At 70.8% G+C, this 18,569-nt stretch carries 16 protein-coding genes and 1 tRNA gene; 11 read left to right on the top strand and 6 right to left on the bottom strand.

Features of this window, described 5'->3' with window-relative positions; translation table 11 throughout:
* The first annotated feature begins 104 nt into the window (after positions 1-104).
* The 4 genes from eno to AMA02S_RS11520 all read left to right on the top strand — a co-directional run bounded on the left by eno (position 105) and on the right by AMA02S_RS11520 (position 3,615).
* Complete coding sequence (eno, locus tag AMA02S_RS11535; protein ID WP_067455924.1) at positions 105-1,388, top strand: phosphopyruvate hydratase; 1,284 nt, start codon at positions 105-107, stop codon at positions 1,386-1,388.
* 108 nt (positions 1,389-1,496) lie between these two features.
* Positions 1,497-1,949, top strand: a complete 453-nt coding sequence (locus tag AMA02S_RS11530) for an FtsB family cell division protein (protein WP_084264993.1) — start codon at positions 1,497-1,499, stop codon at positions 1,947-1,949.
* Positions 1,950-2,203: 254 nt separating this feature from the next.
* On the top strand, positions 2,204-2,656 hold the full coding sequence (locus AMA02S_RS11525; protein ID WP_245667500.1) for a DUF501 domain-containing protein: 453 nt from the start codon (positions 2,204-2,206) through the stop codon (positions 2,654-2,656).
* Between the two features lie 8 nt (positions 2,657-2,664).
* Entirely contained in the window at positions 2,665-3,615 is a 951-nt protein-coding gene (locus tag AMA02S_RS11520) for a Ppx/GppA phosphatase family protein (protein WP_067455921.1), read from the top strand.
* Positions 3,616-3,627: 12 nt separating this feature from the next.
* Here the strand turns inward: AMA02S_RS11520 and AMA02S_RS41600 are convergent, their stop codons facing one another.
* The gene (locus AMA02S_RS41600) at positions 3,628-4,413 is read right to left on the bottom strand and encodes a DUF2510 domain-containing protein (RefSeq protein WP_067455918.1); all 786 of its coding nucleotides are present in this window, start codon (positions 4,411-4,413) and stop codon (positions 3,628-3,630) included.
* A gap of 150 nt (positions 4,414-4,563) precedes the next feature.
* Between AMA02S_RS41600 and AMA02S_RS11510 the strand changes: the two genes are divergently transcribed.
* Positions 4,564-5,379 carry a uracil-DNA glycosylase gene (locus tag AMA02S_RS11510; protein WP_067455914.1) on the top strand — a complete coding sequence of 272 codons (816 nt, stop codon included), beginning with the start codon at positions 4,564-4,566 and terminating at the stop codon, positions 5,377-5,379.
* 13 nt (positions 5,380-5,392) lie between these two features.
* On the opposite strand, the gene AMA02S_RS11505 is transcribed toward AMA02S_RS11510, so the two are convergent.
* Positions 5,393-6,085, bottom strand: coding sequence for a DUF4232 domain-containing protein (locus tag AMA02S_RS11505; protein WP_067455913.1), 693 nt, complete (start codon positions 6,083-6,085; stop codon positions 5,393-5,395).
* 296 nt (positions 6,086-6,381) lie between these two features.
* Between AMA02S_RS11505 and AMA02S_RS11500 the strand changes: the two genes are divergently transcribed.
* From AMA02S_RS11500 to AMA02S_RS11485, 4 genes are all read left to right on the top strand, one after another.
* The gene (locus tag AMA02S_RS11500) at positions 6,382-7,743 is read left to right on the top strand and encodes an NAD(P)/FAD-dependent oxidoreductase (RefSeq protein WP_067455911.1); all 1,362 of its coding nucleotides are present in this window, start codon (positions 6,382-6,384) and stop codon (positions 7,741-7,743) included.
* A gap of 26 nt (positions 7,744-7,769) precedes the next feature.
* Positions 7,770-9,011, top strand: a complete 1,242-nt coding sequence (locus AMA02S_RS11495) for a class I SAM-dependent methyltransferase (RefSeq protein WP_067455908.1) — start codon at positions 7,770-7,772, stop codon at positions 9,009-9,011.
* Between the two features lie 179 nt (positions 9,012-9,190).
* Positions 9,191-9,263: transfer RNA gene (locus tag AMA02S_RS11490), tRNA-Leu, on the top strand.
* A gap of 121 nt (positions 9,264-9,384) precedes the next feature.
* Positions 9,385-10,227, top strand: a complete 843-nt coding sequence (locus tag AMA02S_RS11485; RefSeq protein WP_067455901.1) for a Bax inhibitor-1/YccA family protein — start codon at positions 9,385-9,387, stop codon at positions 10,225-10,227.
* Positions 10,228-10,444: 217 nt separating this feature from the next.
* On the opposite strand, the gene AMA02S_RS11480 is transcribed toward AMA02S_RS11485, so the two are convergent.
* The 3 genes from AMA02S_RS11480 to AMA02S_RS11470 form a co-directional block, all read right to left on the bottom strand.
* Positions 10,445-10,672 carry a DUF4287 domain-containing protein gene (locus AMA02S_RS11480; RefSeq protein ID WP_067455898.1) on the bottom strand — a complete coding sequence of 76 codons (228 nt, stop codon included), beginning with the start codon at positions 10,670-10,672 and terminating at the stop codon, positions 10,445-10,447.
* 198 nt (positions 10,673-10,870) lie between these two features.
* Positions 10,871-12,091: an acetyl-CoA C-acetyltransferase gene (locus tag AMA02S_RS11475; protein ID WP_067455892.1), complete on the bottom strand. Its 1,221-nt coding sequence runs from the start codon at positions 12,089-12,091 to the stop codon at positions 10,871-10,873.
* Positions 12,092-12,626: 535 nt separating this feature from the next.
* Complete coding sequence (locus tag AMA02S_RS11470) at positions 12,627-13,619, bottom strand: SGNH/GDSL hydrolase family protein (protein WP_067455889.1); 993 nt, start codon at positions 13,617-13,619, stop codon at positions 12,627-12,629.
* 176 nt (positions 13,620-13,795) lie between these two features.
* Between AMA02S_RS11470 and AMA02S_RS11465 the strand changes: the two genes are divergently transcribed.
* Positions 13,796-15,169, top strand: a complete 1,374-nt coding sequence (locus AMA02S_RS11465; protein ID WP_067455886.1) for a cystathionine beta-synthase — start codon at positions 13,796-13,798, stop codon at positions 15,167-15,169.
* Positions 15,170-15,445: 276 nt separating this feature from the next.
* On the opposite strand, the gene AMA02S_RS11460 is transcribed toward AMA02S_RS11465, so the two are convergent.
* Positions 15,446-16,618 carry an ROK family transcriptional regulator gene (locus AMA02S_RS11460; RefSeq protein ID WP_067455883.1) on the bottom strand — a complete coding sequence of 391 codons (1,173 nt, stop codon included), beginning with the start codon at positions 16,616-16,618 and terminating at the stop codon, positions 15,446-15,448.
* Between the two features lie 117 nt (positions 16,619-16,735).
* Here AMA02S_RS11460 and AMA02S_RS11455 point away from each other — a divergent pair, with 117 nt between their 5' ends.
* Positions 16,736-18,532 carry a glycoside hydrolase family 9 protein gene (locus AMA02S_RS11455; protein WP_067455878.1) on the top strand — a complete coding sequence of 599 codons (1,797 nt, stop codon included), beginning with the start codon at positions 16,736-16,738 and terminating at the stop codon, positions 18,530-18,532.
* The last annotated feature ends 37 nt before the right edge of the window (positions 18,533-18,569 follow it).

Genomic DNA, 18,569 nt, shown 5'->3' with positions numbered 1-18,569 from the left:
GTAACGAGCGCCCCTTTTGAGAACGGCGAGCCAGTTGGGCCGCCCGGGGAACCGGCGGATAGGCTCGGTGACCGCACCAGACCATTCATGATCAGGGAGTCGCCGTGTCGTCGATCGAGGCCGTTATCGCCCGGGAGATCCTTGATTCCCGTGGCAACCCGACCGTCGAGGTCGAGGTACTGCTCGCCGACGGGACCGAAGCGTCGGCAGCCGTCCCGAGCGGCGCGTCCACCGGCCAGTTCGAGGCCGTCGAGCTGCGCGACGGCGGCGAGCGGTACGGCGGCAAGGGCGTCCGAAACGCCGTCCGGGCCGTCAACGAGACCATCGACGACAAGCTCGTCGGATACCCCGCCTCTGACCAGCGGCTGATCGACCATCTCCTGCTCGACCTGGACGGCACCCCCGCCAAGTCCGCGCTCGGCGCCAACGCGATCCTCGGCGTCAGCCTCGCCGTGGCGAGGGCCGCCGCCGACTCCGCGGGCCTTCCGCTGTTCCGCTACGTGGGCGGCCCCAACGCGCACCTGCTGCCCGTCCCGATGATGAACATTCTGAACGGCGGCGCGCACGCCGACACCAACGTCGACGTCCAGGAATTCATGATCGCGCCGATCGGCGCGGCGACCTTCAGCGAGGCGCTGCGCTGGGGCGCCGAGACCTACCACGCGCTGAAGTCGGTGCTGAAGTCCCGGGGCCTGAACACCGGCCTCGGCGACGAGGGCGGCTTCGCCCCGGAACTGCCCTCCAACCGGGACGCGCTCGACCTCATCGTGGAGGCGATCGGCAAGGCGGGCTTCACCCCCGGCCGCGACATCGCGCTCGCGCTGGACGTCGCCGCCACCGAGTTCCACTCCGACGGCCTGTACACCTTCGAAGGCGCCAAGCGGTCCGCCGACGACATGGCCGCCTACTACGCCGAGCTGCTCGGCGCGTACCCGCTGGTCTCCATCGAGGACCCCCTCGACGAGGAGGACTGGGCCGGCTGGGAGGGGCTCACCGCCGCCGTCGGCGACCGCGTCCAGATCGTCGGGGACGACCTGTTCGTCACCAACCCCGAGCGGCTGGCCCGCGGTATCAGGGACCGTGCCGCGAACGCGCTGCTGGTCAAGGTCAACCAGATCGGCACGCTGAGCGAGACGCTCGACGCGGTGTCGCTCGCGCAGACCAGTGGCTACCGCTGCATGATGAGCCACCGCTCCGGTGAGACCGAGGACACCACGATCGCCGACCTGGCCGTCGCGACCAACTGCGGTCAGATCAAGACCGGTGCCCCGGCCCGCAGCGACCGCGTCGCCAAGTACAACCAGCTGCTGCGCATCGAGGAACTGCTCGGCGACGCGGCCCGCTACGCCGGCGCCGCCGCGTTCCCGAGGTTCGGCGCGCAGGGCTGAGCGGACGCGGCCCGGCGTTCGGCACGCCCGCCCGCCGGGCCCCGCCCGCTCCCACCGGGGGACACCCCGGACCCCGGCACCAGCTCTCGTACAGGCAGGGGACACGCCATGGCGCAGGACGAGAAGGCCCGCTCCAGAGCGGCGCGAGCCGAGCGGGCCGAGCCCGAAGACGACGGTGCGCGCCGCGGCAACCCCGCGCTGACCAGCCGTGCCGCCATTCTCGCGGTCGTGGTGTGCGCCATCGCGCTGAGCCTTGCCTACCCGGTGCGCGAGTACATCGCCCAGCGTAAGGAGATCGCCGATCTCCAGCACAAGGAGGGCGTCGCACGCGGCCAGGTCGACGAGCTCGCCCAACGTAAGCGACAACTTGGTGATAAGTCGTACATTGAGCGTGAAGCGACACGAAGACTCCATTACTGCCGACCGGACGTGAAGTGCTACATCGTCCTGGACGGTGGCGGGAACGAAGGGCAGCAGACGCGCAAAGGCGGCACGCCGAGCAGGCCGCCGTGGTACGAGACACTGTGGCGGTCGGTGGAGGCCGCCGACAGGCCGCGCTGACAGCCGACGGCGCGTCCGGTGGTGTGCACGCGTGACACCGATCGCGAGATCCGCGGGTGGGGACACAGATGATCGAGGATCGCTCTCACGGAGCAGGTGGTGGGAGGCCTGGGGGGTCGTCCCCCCAGCATGGGGCGGCGGTCCCGGGAGGGACGCCGGCCAAGGAGGCTGGAACGGTCTCTGAGAAGACCGCCAAGATCGATGCCGGCGATGTGGCGGCGGTCGCGACGCAGCTCGGGAGGGAACCGCGCGGGATGCGGCGGGTCGCCTACCGTTGCCCGTGCGGCCGGCCCGCCGTGGTCGAGACGGCGCCGCGGCTGCCCGACGGCACCCCGTTCCCCACCCTGTTCTACCTCACCTGCCCGAAGGCCGCCTCGGCGATCGGGACGCTGGAGGGCGGCGGGCTGATGCGCGAGATGCAGGACCGGCTCGCCGGCGACCCGTCCCTGAAGGCCCGCTACACCGCCGCCCACGAGGACTACCTGCGCCGCCGCGGCGAGGCCGCCCGCGAGGACGGCGTCGAGCCGCTGCCCCCCGGCATGCAGAGCGCGGGCGGTATGCCCGAACGCGTGAAATGCCTGCACGCCCTCATCGCCCACGAACTCGCCGTGCCCGGCTCGAACCCGTTCGGCCAGGAGGCGCTGGACGCGCTGCCGGACTGGTGGTGCTCCGGTTCCTGCGTCCGCACCACCGAGGAGGCCCTGTGAGAGGATCTGTGACTCGCGTCGCCGCCATCGACTGCGGGACCAACTCGGTCCGGCTCCTGATCGCCGACATCGCCACCGGCGAGGACGGCGGCACCCTCACCGATGTGGAGCGCCGGATGGAGATCGTCCGGCTCGGCGAGGGCGTCGACCGGACCGGGCGGCTCTCGCCCGCCGCGCTGGACCGGACGTTCACGGCGATGCGCGGGTACGCCCGGCTGATCGAGCGGCACGGCGCCGAGGCAGGCGGCGGGCCGGTCAAGACCCGGGTGGTGGCGACCAGCGCCACCCGCGACGCCGCCAACCGGTCCGACTTCGTCGACGGCGTGGTCGAGATCTTCGGCGTGGTGCCTGAGGTGATCACCGGGGACGAGGAGGCCGCGCTGTCGTTCACCGGCGCGACCGGCGATCTGGCGCGGCTGCGTCCTGCCCGGCCCTACCTCGTCGTGGACATCGGCGGCGGCTCCACGGAGTTCGTGCTCGGCAGCACCTCCGCCGACGCCGCACGGTCGGTCGACATCGGCTGCGTGCGGATGACCGAGCGGCACTTCAAGGACGGCGACCCGCCGTCGCCGGAACAGATCGCCGACGCGGTCGGCGACATCGACACCGCCCTCGCCCAGGTCCGCGAGACGGTCCCGGTGGACGAGGCGCGCACCCTGGTCGGCCTCGCGGGCTCGGTCACCACCGTCGCGGGGATCGTCCTCGGCCTGCCCGAGTACGACTCGTCCCGGATCCACCTGTCCCGGATCACCGGCACGCAGGTGCACGAGGTGACGCGGCGGCTGCTGCACGCCACCCGCGCCGAGCGCGCCGAGTTCGGCGTCATGCATCCCGGCCGGGTGGACGTGATCGGCGCGGGCGCGCTCATCCTCGACCGCATCATGCGGGAGTACGGGTTCGGCGCGGTCGTCGTCAGCGAGCACGACATCCTGGACGGTCTCGCCTGGTCGCTCGTCTGAGGCTCCCGGCGGTCAGTACTTGAACTGGGCTAGCAGCGCCGGGATCAGCACGGCGTTCGGGTTCTGCTGCGGCACGTAGAGCACGGGCTGGGCGTTGCCGGACTGCTGGATCCAGACGCGTCCGCCGTCCACGGTGGCGCTGGAGATCGCGGACCAGCTCAGCGACACCCGGTTCCCGCGGACACCGCCCGGATGGACGGTCAGTCCCTGTGCCACGTCGATGGACTCCCCGGCCCTGACCCGGCCGGCGAGCTCGGCGACCAGCCGCTGCTCGGCATAGGTCCGGCACAGCTCGATCAGACGGCCCCAGATGCGCTCCGGCTCGCCCTCCGGGCCGAGGGGACGACCGGGCATCGCGTCCGGTTCGATGACGACCTCCACGCGGGGACCGCCGTGGAACGGGAACCGCCCCGCCTGGAAGATCCACCTGGTGGAGGTCCGCTGACCGGTATCGGCCGGGACCTGCGCCGCCCAGTAGGCGACCCATTCCACCCGGGGCCAGGAGAACGCCGAGGTCCCGTAGGACACGACCTGATCGTCGGCGTGCAGGCGCAGCCCGCGCACGTTCACCTCGACCGACTGGACCGCGTGCTGGCGCCCCCAGTCGTTCTGCTGCCCCAGGGGTGCCGCGTAGTACGGATTCCGCTCCTGAACCGGCTCCTGACGTGGCGGCTCCGGTGCCCGCAGCCGGGGCGGACCGGCGGGTTCGGGGTTGAGGCGCTCCGTCCAGACCTGACCGTCCCACCAGCGCAGGCTGCCGGTTCCATAGGGGTCGGGATACCAGCCCGGTTGCGACAAGGCATGCCTCCGCTTCGCAATGGCGCGCGCCGGACACCCACCTCCCCGACCGGCTAACGCATCGTATCGAGATGAACCCTGCTACTGATCGGTCACGCGCACAGTCGGCCACTCCCCGCCACCATGTTGGGTGCGTGGGAGAATTGGGTTATGGGCAACGCTCCGTTCGTGCCGCCCGGGTCGGGGTGGCTGGACGACCCCGCCCGGCCCGACACCCCCGTCGCGCACGACGCCGGCGAGGTGGTCGAGTTGGCGGCGAAGGCGCCCGATCTGGACGAGCTGTGCGCCCGGCAGTCGGTGTGCCGCGCGTGCGACCGTCTCGTCGAGTGGCGGGAGGAGGTCGCGGTGCGGCGGCGCAAGGCGTTCGCCGACGAGGAGTACTGGGGCCGGCCCATCGCCGGGTGGGGTGAGGCGGAGCCGCGGATCCTGATCGTGGGCCTCGCGCCCGCCGCGCACGGCGGCAACCGCACCGGACGGATCTTCACCGGCGACCGGTCGGGCGACTGGCTGTTCGCGTCGCTGCACCGGGTGGGTCTGGCGGCGCAGCCGACGAGCGTCCACTCCGGGGACGGGCAGCGGCTGCTCGGCGCGCGGATGGTGGCGACCGTCCGCTGCGCGCCGCCCGACAACAAGCCCACCCCGCTGGAGCGCACGACCTGCCTGCCGTGGCTGGCCCGCGAGGTCGAGTACGTCGCGCGCAGCGTGCGGTGCGTCGTGTGCCTCGGCGGGTTCGCGTGGCAGGGCGTGTGGCCGGCACTGCGGCAGGCCGGTTACGGGCTGCCGCGTCCCCGTCCGGCGTTCGGGCACGGAGCGGAGGTCGAGGTGGCGCCGCCGTCCTCGGTGACCCGCCGCGACCCGGTCCTGATGCTGGGCTGCTACCACCCGAGCCAGCAGAACACGTTCACCGGACGGGTCACCGAGAGCATGCTCGACGACCTCTTCACCCGCGCCCGCGACTACGCCTGACGCCAGGGAGACGCTAGGGAGTGAGGGAGAGCGGTGTCAGGCTGATACGGCCGTGCTGGCACACCGGGCCGTAGCTCCACGGCGCGGTCAGCCGTGTCGCCTCGTTCGGCGGGATCACCCGCAGGCTGGACGGGACGGGCTGGCACGTCGCGCCGGTCTCGTCGTCGGCCGGGACCACGGTCCAGTGCAGCTTCTCGTAGGCGCTGCCGCCGGGCGACAGGGTGATCGTGTGCGCCGTCCCCTCGCGGACGACCTGGGTCCGGATGGCCCCGTTCGCTCCGGCCTGGGCGAGCCCGGACCAGCCGCCGGTGGTGCAGGACCGCGAGGACGTGTTGGTGAGGACGAGCGTCAGGTAGCGCTGGCCCGCTCCCGCGTCGTAGTCGGTCAGCGACGCCTTGAGCATCGGGGTGGTACAGCGGAGCGCTCGCGGGTTCGTTGCCGGGCCGGTGCCGGCCCCGCCCTGCGAAGCGCCAGGCGTTCCGTTGGTCGGCGACCCGGTGGTCGGGGCGCCCGCGGACGGCGCGCCTTGCGTCGGGCCGCCCGACGTCGGGCCCTCGGGCGACGGGGTACCGGCGGCCGGAGCGCTGGGCGCGCTCGACAGATCACCGCCCGCCGAGGTCCGGCCCGCGTTGGTGGTGGAGCCGCAGGCCGTCAAGGACGCGGCGACGGCTGCGGCGGCGAGCGTTCCCAAGATGATGCGTGGCATGTGGGATCCCCCTAGAAATGGGCGACGACGGGGCAGGGCCTAGGCCAAGCGGCCGGCCGGTGAGGAGCCGACCCCTGTTGCGGCCCGCCGGTTCCGGCCGCTTGACGCCCCCGTCTGGCCCTGTCCCCGCCGTCTACTTTCTGGCGGTACACCTGTGTGATGCCGGTGCGGCGAGAGAAGTTCGGTGCCGCGACGGGTTTGATCATCTGGATCTTGGTCGCCGGATGATCGATCATCGTGACTGCCCGATTTGCGATCAAGGTGAGGTGGCCGCCTATGCGGGTATCGCTCCTGTTATGCCATCCGAGCGCACCACGGGCTCCGCCCAGCACATCGTGATCGTCGGCGGTGGGTACGTCGGCATGTACACGGCCCTGCGCCTGCAGAAGAAGCTCAGATCCGAGCTGCGGCGCGGGGAGGTGGTGGTGACCGTCATCGATCCGCAGTCCTACATGACCTACCAGCCGTTCCTGCCCGAGGCGGCAGCCGGGAACCTGGAGCCGAGGCACGTCGTGGCGCCGCTGCGGCGGGTGCTCGGCCGCTGCCGGATCATGAACGGCTTCGTGACGCGCATCGAGGACGCCTCGCGGACGGTCACCGTCCGCCCCGCCGGCGCGGACTCGACCGGCGCCGCGGACCGGCGGATCGGCTATGACCTGCTGGTGGTGGCGCTCGGTTCGGTCTCGCGCACGCTGCCGATCCCGGGCCTCGCCGAATGCGGGATCGGGTTCAAGACCGTCGAGGAGGCCATCTTCCTGCGCAACCACGTCCTGCACCAGCTCGACATCGCCGCGTCCAACCCCGGCGACGAGAAGATCAGACGGCGGGCGTTGACGTTCGTGTTCGTCGGTGCCGGGTTCGCGGGGATCGAGGCGCTGGCCGAGCTGGAGGACATGGCGCGGGACGCCTGCCGGTGGTACCCGAACATCGACGCCGACGAGATGCGCTGGATGATGGTCGAGGCGACCGGCCGGATCCTGCCCGAGGTCGGACCCGAGATGGGCCGCTGGACGGAGGAGGCGCTGCGCCGCCGCGGCATCGAGGTCAAGCTGGAGACGCTGCTGAAGTCCGCCGAGAAACGGCAAATCGTGCTGAGCGACGGCGAGGAGTTCGAGGCGGGCACGCTCGTGTGGACGGCCGGGGTGAAACCGCATCCGGTCGTCGGCGACAGCGACCTCCCCCTCGACGCCAAGGGCCGGATCAAGGCGACGGTGGAGCTGACCGTCGAGGGGCTGGAGCACGTCTACGCCGCGGGCGACAACGCCGCCGTCCCGGACCTGACCGACACCGGCGACTTCACCGCGCCGAACGCCCAGCACGCGGTCCGGCAGGCGAAGGTGCTCGGCGACAACATCGTCGCGGACCTGCGCGGCAAGACCCGCAAGCCCTACAAGCACGCCTATGTCGGTTCGGTGGCGAGTCTCGGGCTGCACAAGGGCGTGGCGAACGTCTACGGGCTGAAACTCCGGGGCGTTCTCGCCTGGCTCATGCACCGCACATACCATCTGTCTCGGATGCCGACCGTGAACCGCAAGTTCCGGATTACCGCTGACTGGACGCTCGCCCTGTTCTTCCGGCGTGAGATCGTCTCGCTCGGCGAGCTGGAGTGGCCCCGCCAGGAGTTCGAGCTGGCGGCCGGGAGGCGTCAGGACACCTGACACCGGCCCCCGAGGAGGCGCGCCCCATGACAGGAGTCGCCTCCAGGCTGGCTCCCCTGCTCACCAAGATCATGCTTGGTGAGGGGCGGGAGGCCGAGAACGAGCTGCCGATCCAGGTACGGGCGTGGGACGGCAGCTCCGCCGGCCCGGACGGCGCGCCCGCGTTCGTGATCCGGAACCGGCGGGCGCTGCGCCGGCTGCTGTGGAAACCGGGCGAGATGGGGCTCGTCCGCGCCTACGTGGCCGGTGAGCTGGACATCGAGGGCGACGTCTTCGCCGCGTTGGACGCCGTCCAGCAGGTGATGCGCAGCGGGGACCGGCCGATCCGGCTGAGCGGCGACGACAAGCGCGACATCGTCCGGACGGCGGTGATGCTCGGCGCCGTCGGGCCCGAGCCGAAAGCGCCGCCGGAGGAGTTCGCGCCCGGTCGTGCCGCCGAGCCGATGGCGGAGTCGGCGGAGTTCTTCGTCCGGGTGTTCGGGGACGGGCTGGCGCACAGCACCGGATTGTGGGACCAAGCCGTCGACCTGGATGAAGCGCAGGACGCCGCGCACCGCGCCGTGGCCGAACGGCTCGGGCTCTTCCCCGGCGCCCGGCTCCTCGACCTGAGCTGCGGCTGGGGCGCGTTCGCCCGCTATGCCGCCACCGAGTGCGGCGCCCGCGTGGTGGGGCTGGCCCGCACTTCCGAACAGGCCGACCACGTCCGCGCCGTGGCGGCCGAGACCGATACCGACGTGCAGGCCCGGGGCTGGGATCTGGCTGAGGCGGGGGACGGGCCGTACGACGCGATCGTCGGGCTGGCGGGCATCGAGTCCATCGACCGCTCCACGTCCCGGCTGTACGAGCTGCTGGCGCCCGGCGGGCGTCTCGTCCTCCAGCAGCCGGCGCGCCGCCCCGGCCCGCACCAGATCCGCCGCACGTTCACGACCAGTTACATGTTCCCCGAGGACGGTGAGCTCCGGCCGCTCGGCGCGATCGTCGGCGAGTTGGAGGACGCGGGCCTTGAGGTCCGGGCCGTCGGTGCCCTGCGCGAGCACCACGCGCGGACGTTGCGAGCGTGGGCGGCCAACCTGCAACGTCATTGGGCCGAGTGCGCGGAACTCGCCGGGACAGGTCGTGCCCGGGTGTGGCTGCTATACCTCGCGGCGTCCGCGCTGGCGTGCGAGAGCGGCCGCATCGGTATGAATGAAATCTGTGCAATTCGCCGTGACCGAGATGGTCGTGCCGGTACCACCCTGGTGGAAGGGCGCGCCGTAATAAGCCGTTAAGGCGCGCCTTTTTCCGGAGTGTCCTATCTCGTTCGGAAAATCACATCAGGCAGCTGACCTGGGATTTTGTTGTCCAAGGGGAGCCGCGAAGGGAGACGGTGGCGTGTCCTGGGACATATGTGGTCTCAGTCGAATATCACTTCACCGGACATCCGATGGCATCCCGGTATGATGACGCCGCCCCTGTAGCCCAATGGCAGAGGCAGGTTCCCTAAAAGAGCCTATGTGTCGGTTCGAGCCCGACCAGGGGCACCCGACGACCGGCCGGCGCCCTGCCTGGGGCACCGGCCGGACGCCTTCCGGACGTCGGTCCGCGGACGGTGCGCGTCCGCCGCTTAGACTGGTCACCAGGTCGCCCAACATGGAGGCTTTAATGGAGAGCAGAAACCCGGCATTCCGGGGTGATGCCTTCGGTCGGCGGGCCGCAGGCCCGGGATACGGCACCGCGGGTTACGGGGCACAGCCCTACGGCGGCCAGTACGGCACGCAGCCCTACAGCGGCGCACCGGGTGGTGCACCGCCCGGCTACGCGCCCCCGGACACACGCCCCATGACCATGGACGACGTCGTCGTCCGCGGATTCATGACTCTGGCCACACTGATGATCACCGCGGCGCTGGCGTGGGCGCTGGTGCCCACGAGCCTCGCGGCGCCCGTCCTGATCGTCGCGCTCATCGCGGAGATCGGGATCTGGGCGTTCATCACCTTCGGCCGCAAGGCCAACGCGCCGCTGGTGCTGGCGTTCGCCGCCGTCTACGGCGTCGCGGTCGGCATCATCAGCCACTCCTACAACGACATCTACCACGGGGTGGCCTTCCAAGCCGTGGTGGGCACGGCCCTGGCGTTCGCGGCGACGCTCGCCGTGTACGCGCTGCGGATCGTTCGCGTCACGCCGAAGTTCGGACGGTTCGTCATCGCGGCGGGCTTCGCGCTGATCGGGCTGATGCTCGTCAACCTGCTCGTGCAGGTCTTCGGCGGCGACGACGGGATCGGCATCCGCGACCCCGGCAACCCCCTCGCCTACGTCTTCAGCGTCGCCGCGATCCTCGTCGGCTGCTTCTTCCTGCTGCTGGACTTCGACGCCATCGAGCAGGGCGTCCGCTCGGGAGCACCGGAGAAGTTCGCCTGGTACTGCGCGTTCGGCCTGGTCCTCAGCCTCGTGTGGATCTACCTGGAGATGCTCCGCCTGCTGTCCTACTTCTCCGGGAGAGACTGAACCTACGCGCGTCATCGCTTCGCGACCAGCTCGCGTGACGGGGTGAAGTCGTCGAGATGGGCCCTGGCGTGCCCCAGAACAACGATCAGCCCCTCCGCCTGCACAGGCGGAGGGGCTGATCGTTGTGGGATCTCTGCGCCAGAGTCGTGGCGGCGGTCCGGCACGACGGCGGAGGACATCCGTTGGCGGGATCCCACCAAGTTTGTGTGAGCGTTGTTCAGTAGTGTCGGGCGCGGCGCGCGCGCTCGTGCTCGCGCACCAGCGCCGCGGCGTAGCCGTGGGAGAGGTTGTGCTCGTCGGCCAGCCAGGTGCAGCGTTCCTCGCAGCGGGAGAACGACGGTCCGTTCTCGATGGCGGTGAACCACTCGGGGATGTCACGTCCTGTGACTTGCGGAATGCGGGCTATCAGCTTGCTGTGCGTCTCCGGCGAGTGGTTCAGTGACAATTGGCACCTCCAGGTCGCGGGGCTCTTCCTGCCGACTCTGCAACAGCGACCGGGATGTGACAACCCCCTAACGGGGACCTATCTTTTACGTTACGTAGATCATTCGTAACGGGGATATCCTCCGGAAACCCGCAGGTGACCCGCGTGGGGGTCACCTGCGCGTTCGCGCGTTCCACGATGCGGACGCCCGGAAGGGCGTCAGGACAGCCGCTCCAGCACCATCGCCATGCCCTGCCCGCCACCGACGCACATCGTCTCCAGACCGAACTGCTTGTCGTGAAACCGAAGGCCGTTCAACAGCGTCGAGGTGATCCGCGCGCCGGTCATCCCGAACGGGTGCCCCACCGCGATGGCGCCGCCGTTGACGTTCAGCTTGTCGAGATCGATGCCGAGGTCCTCGGCGGACGGCAGCACCTGGGCCGCGAACGCCTCGTTGATCTCCACCAGATCGATGTCGTCGATGGTCATGCCCGCCCGCGCGAGCGCCTTGCGGGACGCGTCGACCGGACCGAGGCCCATGATCTCGGGGGACAGGCCGGTGACTCCGGTCGAGACGATCCGCGCCAGCGGGGTGATGCCCAACTCGGCGGCCTTGGCGTCGCTCATGATGACGACCGCGGCGGCACCGTCGTTCAGCGGGCAGCAGTTGCCCGCCGTGACCGTCCCGTCCGGCCGGAACACCGGCTGAAGCTGGGAGACCTTCTCGTAGGTCGTGCCGGCCCGGGGACCGTCGTCCTTGGCGACGACCGTCCCGTCCGGCAGCGTGACCGGAGTGATGTCGGTTTCCCAGAACCCGTTGGCGAGGGCCTTTTCGGCGAGGTTCTGCGAGCGGACGCCGAACTCGTCCTGCGCCTGCCGGGTCACCCCGCGCATCGAGGCCACGTTCTCGGCGGTCTGCCCCATCGCGATGTAGATGTCGGGGACGGCGCCATCCTCCCGGGGGTCGTGCCACACCGGCGCGCCGCCCTCGGCGGACTTGGCGGTCCGGCCCTCGGCCCCGGCGAATACCGGGTTCTTCGTGTCGGGCAGCCCGTCGCTGCTGCCCTTGGCGAAGCGGCTGACGGTCTCGACCCCGGCCGAGACGATGACATCGGCCTCACCGGCCCTGATCGCGTGCAGCGCCATCCGGGTCGTCTGGAGCGACGACGAGCAGTACCGCGTGACGGTCGCGCCGGGCACATCGTCCCAGCCCAGCAGGACCGACACCACGCGCGCCATGTTGTAGCCCTGCTCCCCACCGGGCAGACCGCACCCGAGCAGCAGGTCATCGATCTGCGCGGGGTCGAGTCGCGGCACCTTGGCCATCGCGGCGGTGATCATCTGGGCGGTGAGGTCGTCGGGCCGGATGTCCTTGAGGGACCCCTTGAAGGCGCGGCCGATCGGTGAGCGCGCGGTGGCGACGATGACTGCCTCGGGCATGTGCGGGTCTCCTGTCTCAGCGGGCCTGTCTGCCAAGACCTGGGCGGGCTCCCAGAGGGGACAGTGTTACCCGCCGGTCACCAGCAATCTAGCCCCCGGCCTCGTCGCCCGTACATGTCGGGTCCCACTGAGGGCTGGCAAGACGTCCAATAGACGCGTCCGCTCGCTTCTCCCGCAAATCCCGGCCCCACTGTGACACGCGCCCCATGCGAGCGGGACCGGGAGGGCACAGGCTGTAAGCACGCGCCCGGCCGGGCCGCCTCTGCGCGGACGGCGGCGGGGCAGGTCGCGGAAAACGACCGGGGCTCGTCATTGGTGACCGGACGGGCCCCGGTCCCCACGGGATCACGGGGCTCGTCTGATCTCGGAGAGGAACGCGCGCCACTCGCCGGCGTCGAGGGCCGGCTTCGGCCCATCGGGATTCTTAACGTCCCCGAACGGCCCCTCGCCGGATCAACCCGCGCCGCCTCCGCCTAATCGCCGTCGGACCCGCTGAAGATGTCTTGCGACTGTCCCGGACGACGAGGAAGAGGGATCAGGCCACGTCGGGGGCTGCGGGCGTGATGTCGGGGACGGAGCGGCGGCGCAGGAGGGTGGCCCAGCGGCCGCGGGGGCCGCGGTCGCGCCCGGCGACCGACGCGCCGGAGACCTCGGTGCCCGAGACCTCGGCGGCCTCGGCCGCGGCGAGGTAGACCGGGAGGACGCCCTCGCCGAGGAGCGGATCGGGCATGTCGGGTTCCAGGCCGAGCGCGTGCGCCATCGACGGCAGGACGGCGGCGGACGCGGCGGCGTAGCCGCGGGCGGACGGGTGGTAGCGGTCCTCGCTGAACATCGAGCGCGGGTCGGCGGCGAACTCGTGTCCGAGCAGGTCGCCCAGGGAGACCGAGCGTCCGCCGTGTTCGACGACGGCGATCGTCTGGGCGGCGGCGAGCTGGCGGCTGGCGCGCCGGGCGATCCATTTCAGCGGCTGCATGAGCGGCTTCACCGACCCGAGGTCGGGGCAGGTGCCCACGACGACGTGGCAGCCGGACGCCCGGAGCCGCCCGACCGCGTCCGCGAGGTGCCGGACGGACTCGGCGGCGGGCACCCGTCCGGTCACATCGTTCGCGCCGATCATGATGACGGCCATGTCGGGGCGCACCTGGAGAGCCTGCCCGACCTGCTCGGGGAGCGCGTGCGAGCGCGAACCGGGCCGGGCGACGTTCGTCAGCCGGACGGGCCGGTCCGCGATGGCGGACAGCCCGGACGCCAGCAGCGCCGCGGGCGTCTCCTCCGGGTCGTGGACGCCGAGCCCGGCGGCCGTGGAATCCCCGATCATGACCAGGGACAGCGGGGACCCGTCCAGCGATTCGCCGTAGAGGCCGTCCGCGACCGGCGGGTCGGCGTTGGGCGTCGCCTGGATGATCTTGCGTGCGAGCCTGGCCTCCATGACCACGAGCCCGAACGTGATGCCGCCGAGGGCCGTGATGCCCCCGCCCCCGTAAGCCGCGGCCGCCGCGATCCGGCGTGCCGTGAACGCTCTCCACATGCGTTGACCCTCCGTAATTGTGGTCTTACCCCCGCCTGAGGGCGTTGATGCTGCGATGCCCGTTCTCGGCTACCGTCGGAATGGGGAGCCCACCAGGTTTCCATCCTGCTTCCTCGCGGCCGATGCGAGGCTGAGCAGGGACACGACCGACACATCGAACCGACAAGGACGTCGCGGTGCACGTTTACGACTCGCTCGTCGAGCTGATGGGAAACACCCCTCTCGTCCGGCTGCGCAAGGTGACCGGCGGCCGGGGGCCGCAGGTGCTCGCCAAGGTGGAGTACTTCAACCCCGGGGGTTCGGTGAAGGACCGCATCGCGGTCCGCATGATCGATGCCGCCGAGCGGTCGGGGGCACTGAAGCCCGGTGGGACGATCGTCGAGCCGACGTCCGGCAACACCGGAGTCGGGCTCGCCATCGTGGCCCAGGAGCGCGGCTACCGTTGCGTCTTCATCTGCCCCGACAAGGTCGCCAAGGACAAGGTGGACGTCCTGCGCGCGTACGGCGCCGAGGTCGTCGTGTGCCCCACGGCCGTCTCGCCCGACCACCCCGACTCCTACTACTCGGTGTCCGACCGGCTCGCCGCCGAGATCCCCGGCGCCTGGAAGCCGAACCAGTACACCAACCCGCAGAACCCCATCTCGCATTATGAGACGACCGGCCCCGAACTCTGGGAGCAGACCGAGGGCCGCATCACGCACTTCGTCGCCGGCATCGGCACCGGCGGCACGATCAGCGGAACCGGCAAGTACCTCAAGGAGGTCTCCGGCGGCCGCGTCCAGATCATCGGCGCCGACCCGGAGGGCTCGGTCTACTCCGGCGGCAGCGGCCGCCCGTACCTCACCGAGGGCGTCGGCGAGGACATCTGGCCCGAGACCTACGACCGCGACATCTGCGACCAGGTGATCGCGGTCTCCGACAAGGACTCCTTCACGATGACCCGCCGTCTCGCCCGCGAGGAGGCCTTGCTGGTCGGCGGCTCCTGCGGGATGGCGGTCGTCGCCGCCCTCCGCGTCGCCGCCGAGGCCGGCCCGGACGCGGTCATCGTCGTCCTGCTCCCCGACGGGGGGCGCGGATACCTCAGCAAGATCTTCAACGACGAATGGATGGCGGACTACGGCTTCCTCACCCCGTCCACCGAGGAGGCCCGCGTCGGCGAGGTCCTCACCCGCAAGGGCGGGACGTTGCCGGAGTTCGTCCACGTCCACCCCCACGAGAGCGTCCAGACCGCCATCTCCATCATGCGCGAGTACGAGGTCTCCCAGCTTCCCGTGATGAAGGAGGAGCCTCCGGTCATGGCCGCGGAAGTCGTCGGCTCCGTCGTGGAGAGCGACCTTCTCGACATCTTGGTCAAGGAGCACGCCAAGCTGACCGAAGCGGTGGAGCTCCACATGTCGGCCCCGCTACCGACGCTCGGCTCCGGCGAGCCGGTCAGCAAGGCCGTGGGCGTCCTGGAGAAGTCCGGCGCCGCCGTGGTCCTCGTGGACGGCAAGCCCAAGGGCCTGGTGACCCGCCAAGACCTGCTGGCCTTCCTCGCCGGGACGTACTGAGGGCCCCGTCAACGCCGGTGGACGACGCCTCGACCTGGTCGGGGCGGACGTGGTCGAGGGCGCCCCCGGGTACGACGACGCCAAGATCACCGGCATTGCGCCCGCGGACGTGACCCACGACCTGCTCGCTTGAAGCGTGTGGGCCTCCGACCACGGACGGGCCCTGCGCCTAACCACGTGCAGTACGGGCTGGAGGACTACACCCGCATCAAGCACGCCGGGCACAAACACTGCCCCCGGCGGGCCGCCCTCCCGTCCGCTGCGACGCCACGCCCGTCAGCGGACCGTGAACAACCGGCGCTCGACGTCGTCCAGGGCCAGGCGGGCGGCGCCTAAGGCCACCGCTCGGTCGCCGAGGCCGGACAGGGCCAGCGCCGGACGGACGAGGGTCCGGCCGCTCAGATGGCGTTCGAGAGCGTCCAGGAGCGGAGGTCCGGCACGCACGATGCCGCCGCCGATGACGACGAGGTCGGGGTCGAGGATGAGGATCAGCGGGGCCAGACCCTGAACGAACCGGGCGGCGATCCTGTCGATGATCTTCAGTGCGGCCGGGTCTCCGGCGCGGGCGGCCGTGAGGGTCGCGATTCCCGGGTCCTGCGGCGAGGCGTCGTCCCCGGCCAACTCGGCGAGGGCGCTCGTTCCCACCTTCTGCTCGAACGGGCCGAGGCTCGCCGTGCCGATCGGCGGCCCCTGGTCCGCGGGCAGGAAGCCCACCTCGCCGGCGGCGCCGTGCGCCCCGCGCAGGAGCCGGTCGCCGACCAGGATGCCGGCGCCGACGCGGCTGCCCCACTGCACCGCGACCACGATCCCGGCGTCGCGCCCGTGCCCCTGCCAGCGCTCGGCGAGGACCGCGAGGTTGACGTCGTTCTCCACGACGACCGGGCAGCCGAACGCGGGACGGAGCCGGTCGGCCAGGTCGATCGACGTCCAGCCGGGCATGTCGGGCGCCTTGACGACGACGCCGTGCTCGGCCTCGACGATTCCGGGCGTGCCGGCCACGACCGCGCGCACCGTCTCCCGGGCGACCCCGCCGCGGTCCAGCGCCTCGCGGACCTGCGCGTGCACATGGGCGAGCATCTCCTCGCGGCTGTGCAGGCGGCTGCTGTCGCCGCGGTCCTCGGCCACGATGCGGCCGGTCAGATCCGCGACCATGACGAGCGTGCGATGCGGTCCGATGTCGATGCCGACGACATGGGCGGCGTCCGGACGCAGCCGCACCAGGCGGGCCGGGCGTCCGGGCGCACGCCGGCCGGCCGGGTCGGCCTCGACGTACTCGACCAGACCGTCCGCGGCGAGGGAGGCCACGACCTGCGCGACCGTCTGCCGGGACAACTCGGTCCGGTCGCTCAGATCGCCCAGCCGGAGCGGTCCGGCCTCGTGCAGCCTGGCCAGCACGGTGGTCTCGTTGATGCGGCGGAGCAGCGCGGGCTGCCCGCCTCCCGCGATCATCCCGTCGTCCCCCTCTTGACCCTCACCGCAAGATCACAGAATATTGCAATGTTCTTAACCGAATTACGTCGACAGGGGAGACACGACGGGGGCTCCAACGACACCAGGTGGTGGAGTATGAACGCAGGGCACGATCGCCGACGCTTTCTGATCGGCGCGGCCGCCGTCGGAGCCGGGTACACGGCCGCCGCAGTGGCGGCGGCCCCGGCCGAGGCGGCGGGCGCGCCACGGCACGACGACACGACGGCGCGGATCTTCGTCAACAACGTGGGGTACGACCCCGGCGCCCCCAAGCGTGCGGTCGTCACCGCGAGCGGATCGCCGGAAGGGTTCGAGATCGTCGATGCCGGCAGCGGCCAGACCGTCCACAGCGGACGGCTCGACGACGCCGGCACGGTCGCGGACTGGGACGAACGCCGCTACTGGATCGCCGACTTCTCGCAGCTGAAACGGCCGGGCGACTACTACATCGCGGTCGGATCGGCCCGGTCGGCCCAGTTCAAGATCGAGGCCACCGTGCTGGAGCGCTATACGCTCGCGCACGTCGTCCGCCACTTCAAGGGCTGGCGGTGCTCCGGCCAGTACGACAAGTTCGACCACCATCTACCGCTCGGGACCACCGGCAAGAAGTACGACGCGCACGGCGGATGGTACGACGCGACCGGCGATTTCGGGAAACACTTCACGCAATTGTCGAACCTATCCTATTTCAATACGCTGCAGATTCCGCTCACCGCCTGGTCGCTGCTGGTCTCCTACCGGGAACTCACCGCGCGCAAGGACGAGAACTTCACCCAGCTGCGCACCTGGCTCCAGGACGAGGGGCTCTACGGCGCCGACTACATCCGGCGCGTCCACGTTCCCGGTCAGTCCTTCTACAGCTCCGTCGGCCAGCCCGGCCCGCCGAAGGACCCGGTCAAGCGCACCCTCGGCACCGCGCAGGTCAACTACCGGGAGGGCGGTGGCGTGGCGATCGCCGCGCTGGCCATCGCGAGCACACAGGACGTCTCCGGCGACTATGAGAGCGCCGACTACCTGTCGTCCGCCAAGGACGTCTTCGCCTATCTGGAGGCCAACAACGTCCGCCTCACCAACGACGGTAAAGAGAATATCCAGGACGACTACAACGCCCTTCTCGCGGCGGTTGAGCTGTATCGCGCCACCAAGGATGGCTCCTACAAGCAGGCCGCCGACAAGCGCGCTTCCGCGCTGGCGTCCCGGCTGGTGTCCTGGAACCGCTATCGCGACTACTGGCGAGCCGACGACAAGGACCGGCCGTACTTCCACCCGTCCGACGCCGGGCTCCCCGTCGTCGCCCTGCTCACCTACGCCGACATCGCCGACGGCCGCGCCAAGGACCAGGCGCTCGACGCCGTCCGCCGCTCGCTGCGGTTCGAGCTGGAGGTCACCCAGGAGGTCCGCAATCCGTTCGGGTACGCCCGCCAGCTCGTCCAGGACAAGGACGGCAAGCGGGCCAGCCAGTTCTTCTTCCCGCACAATGTGACGCCGCGGACCAGAGACCAGTGGTGGCAAGGCGAGAACGCGCGCATCGCCTCGCTGGCCACGGCCGCGCGGCTGGCCGCGCGACAATTCTCCGATGACCAGTCATTCGCGGCGAAACTGCGCTCGTATGCCGCGGACCAGCTCAACTGGATTCTCGGGGCCAATCCTTACGACGTCTGTATGCTCGACGGCTCCGGGCGCAACAACCCGCAGTACCTGTGGCTCGCGTCCTGGCAGTTCCTCCAGACCGCCGGAGGCATCGTCAACGGCATCACCGGCAAGAACGAGGACGGCAGCGGCATCCTGTGGGACCAGGGTTACGCGCAGACCGGCAAGGACGACGACTGGCGCTGGGGCGAGCAATGGCTACCCCACACCAGCTGGTACCTGAACGCCATCTCTCTAGGCTGACCAGGTGGTCCGGGCGGGCGATCCGCCCGCCCGGCAC

The sequence above is a fragment of the Actinomadura macra NBRC 14102 genome (assembly GCF_001552215.1).
GTDB lineage: Bacteria > Actinomycetota > Actinomycetes > Streptosporangiales > Streptosporangiaceae > Spirillospora > Spirillospora macra.
Note: the sequence above shows the minus strand (reverse complement) of the source record. Positions and strands in the feature narration are given on the sequence as shown.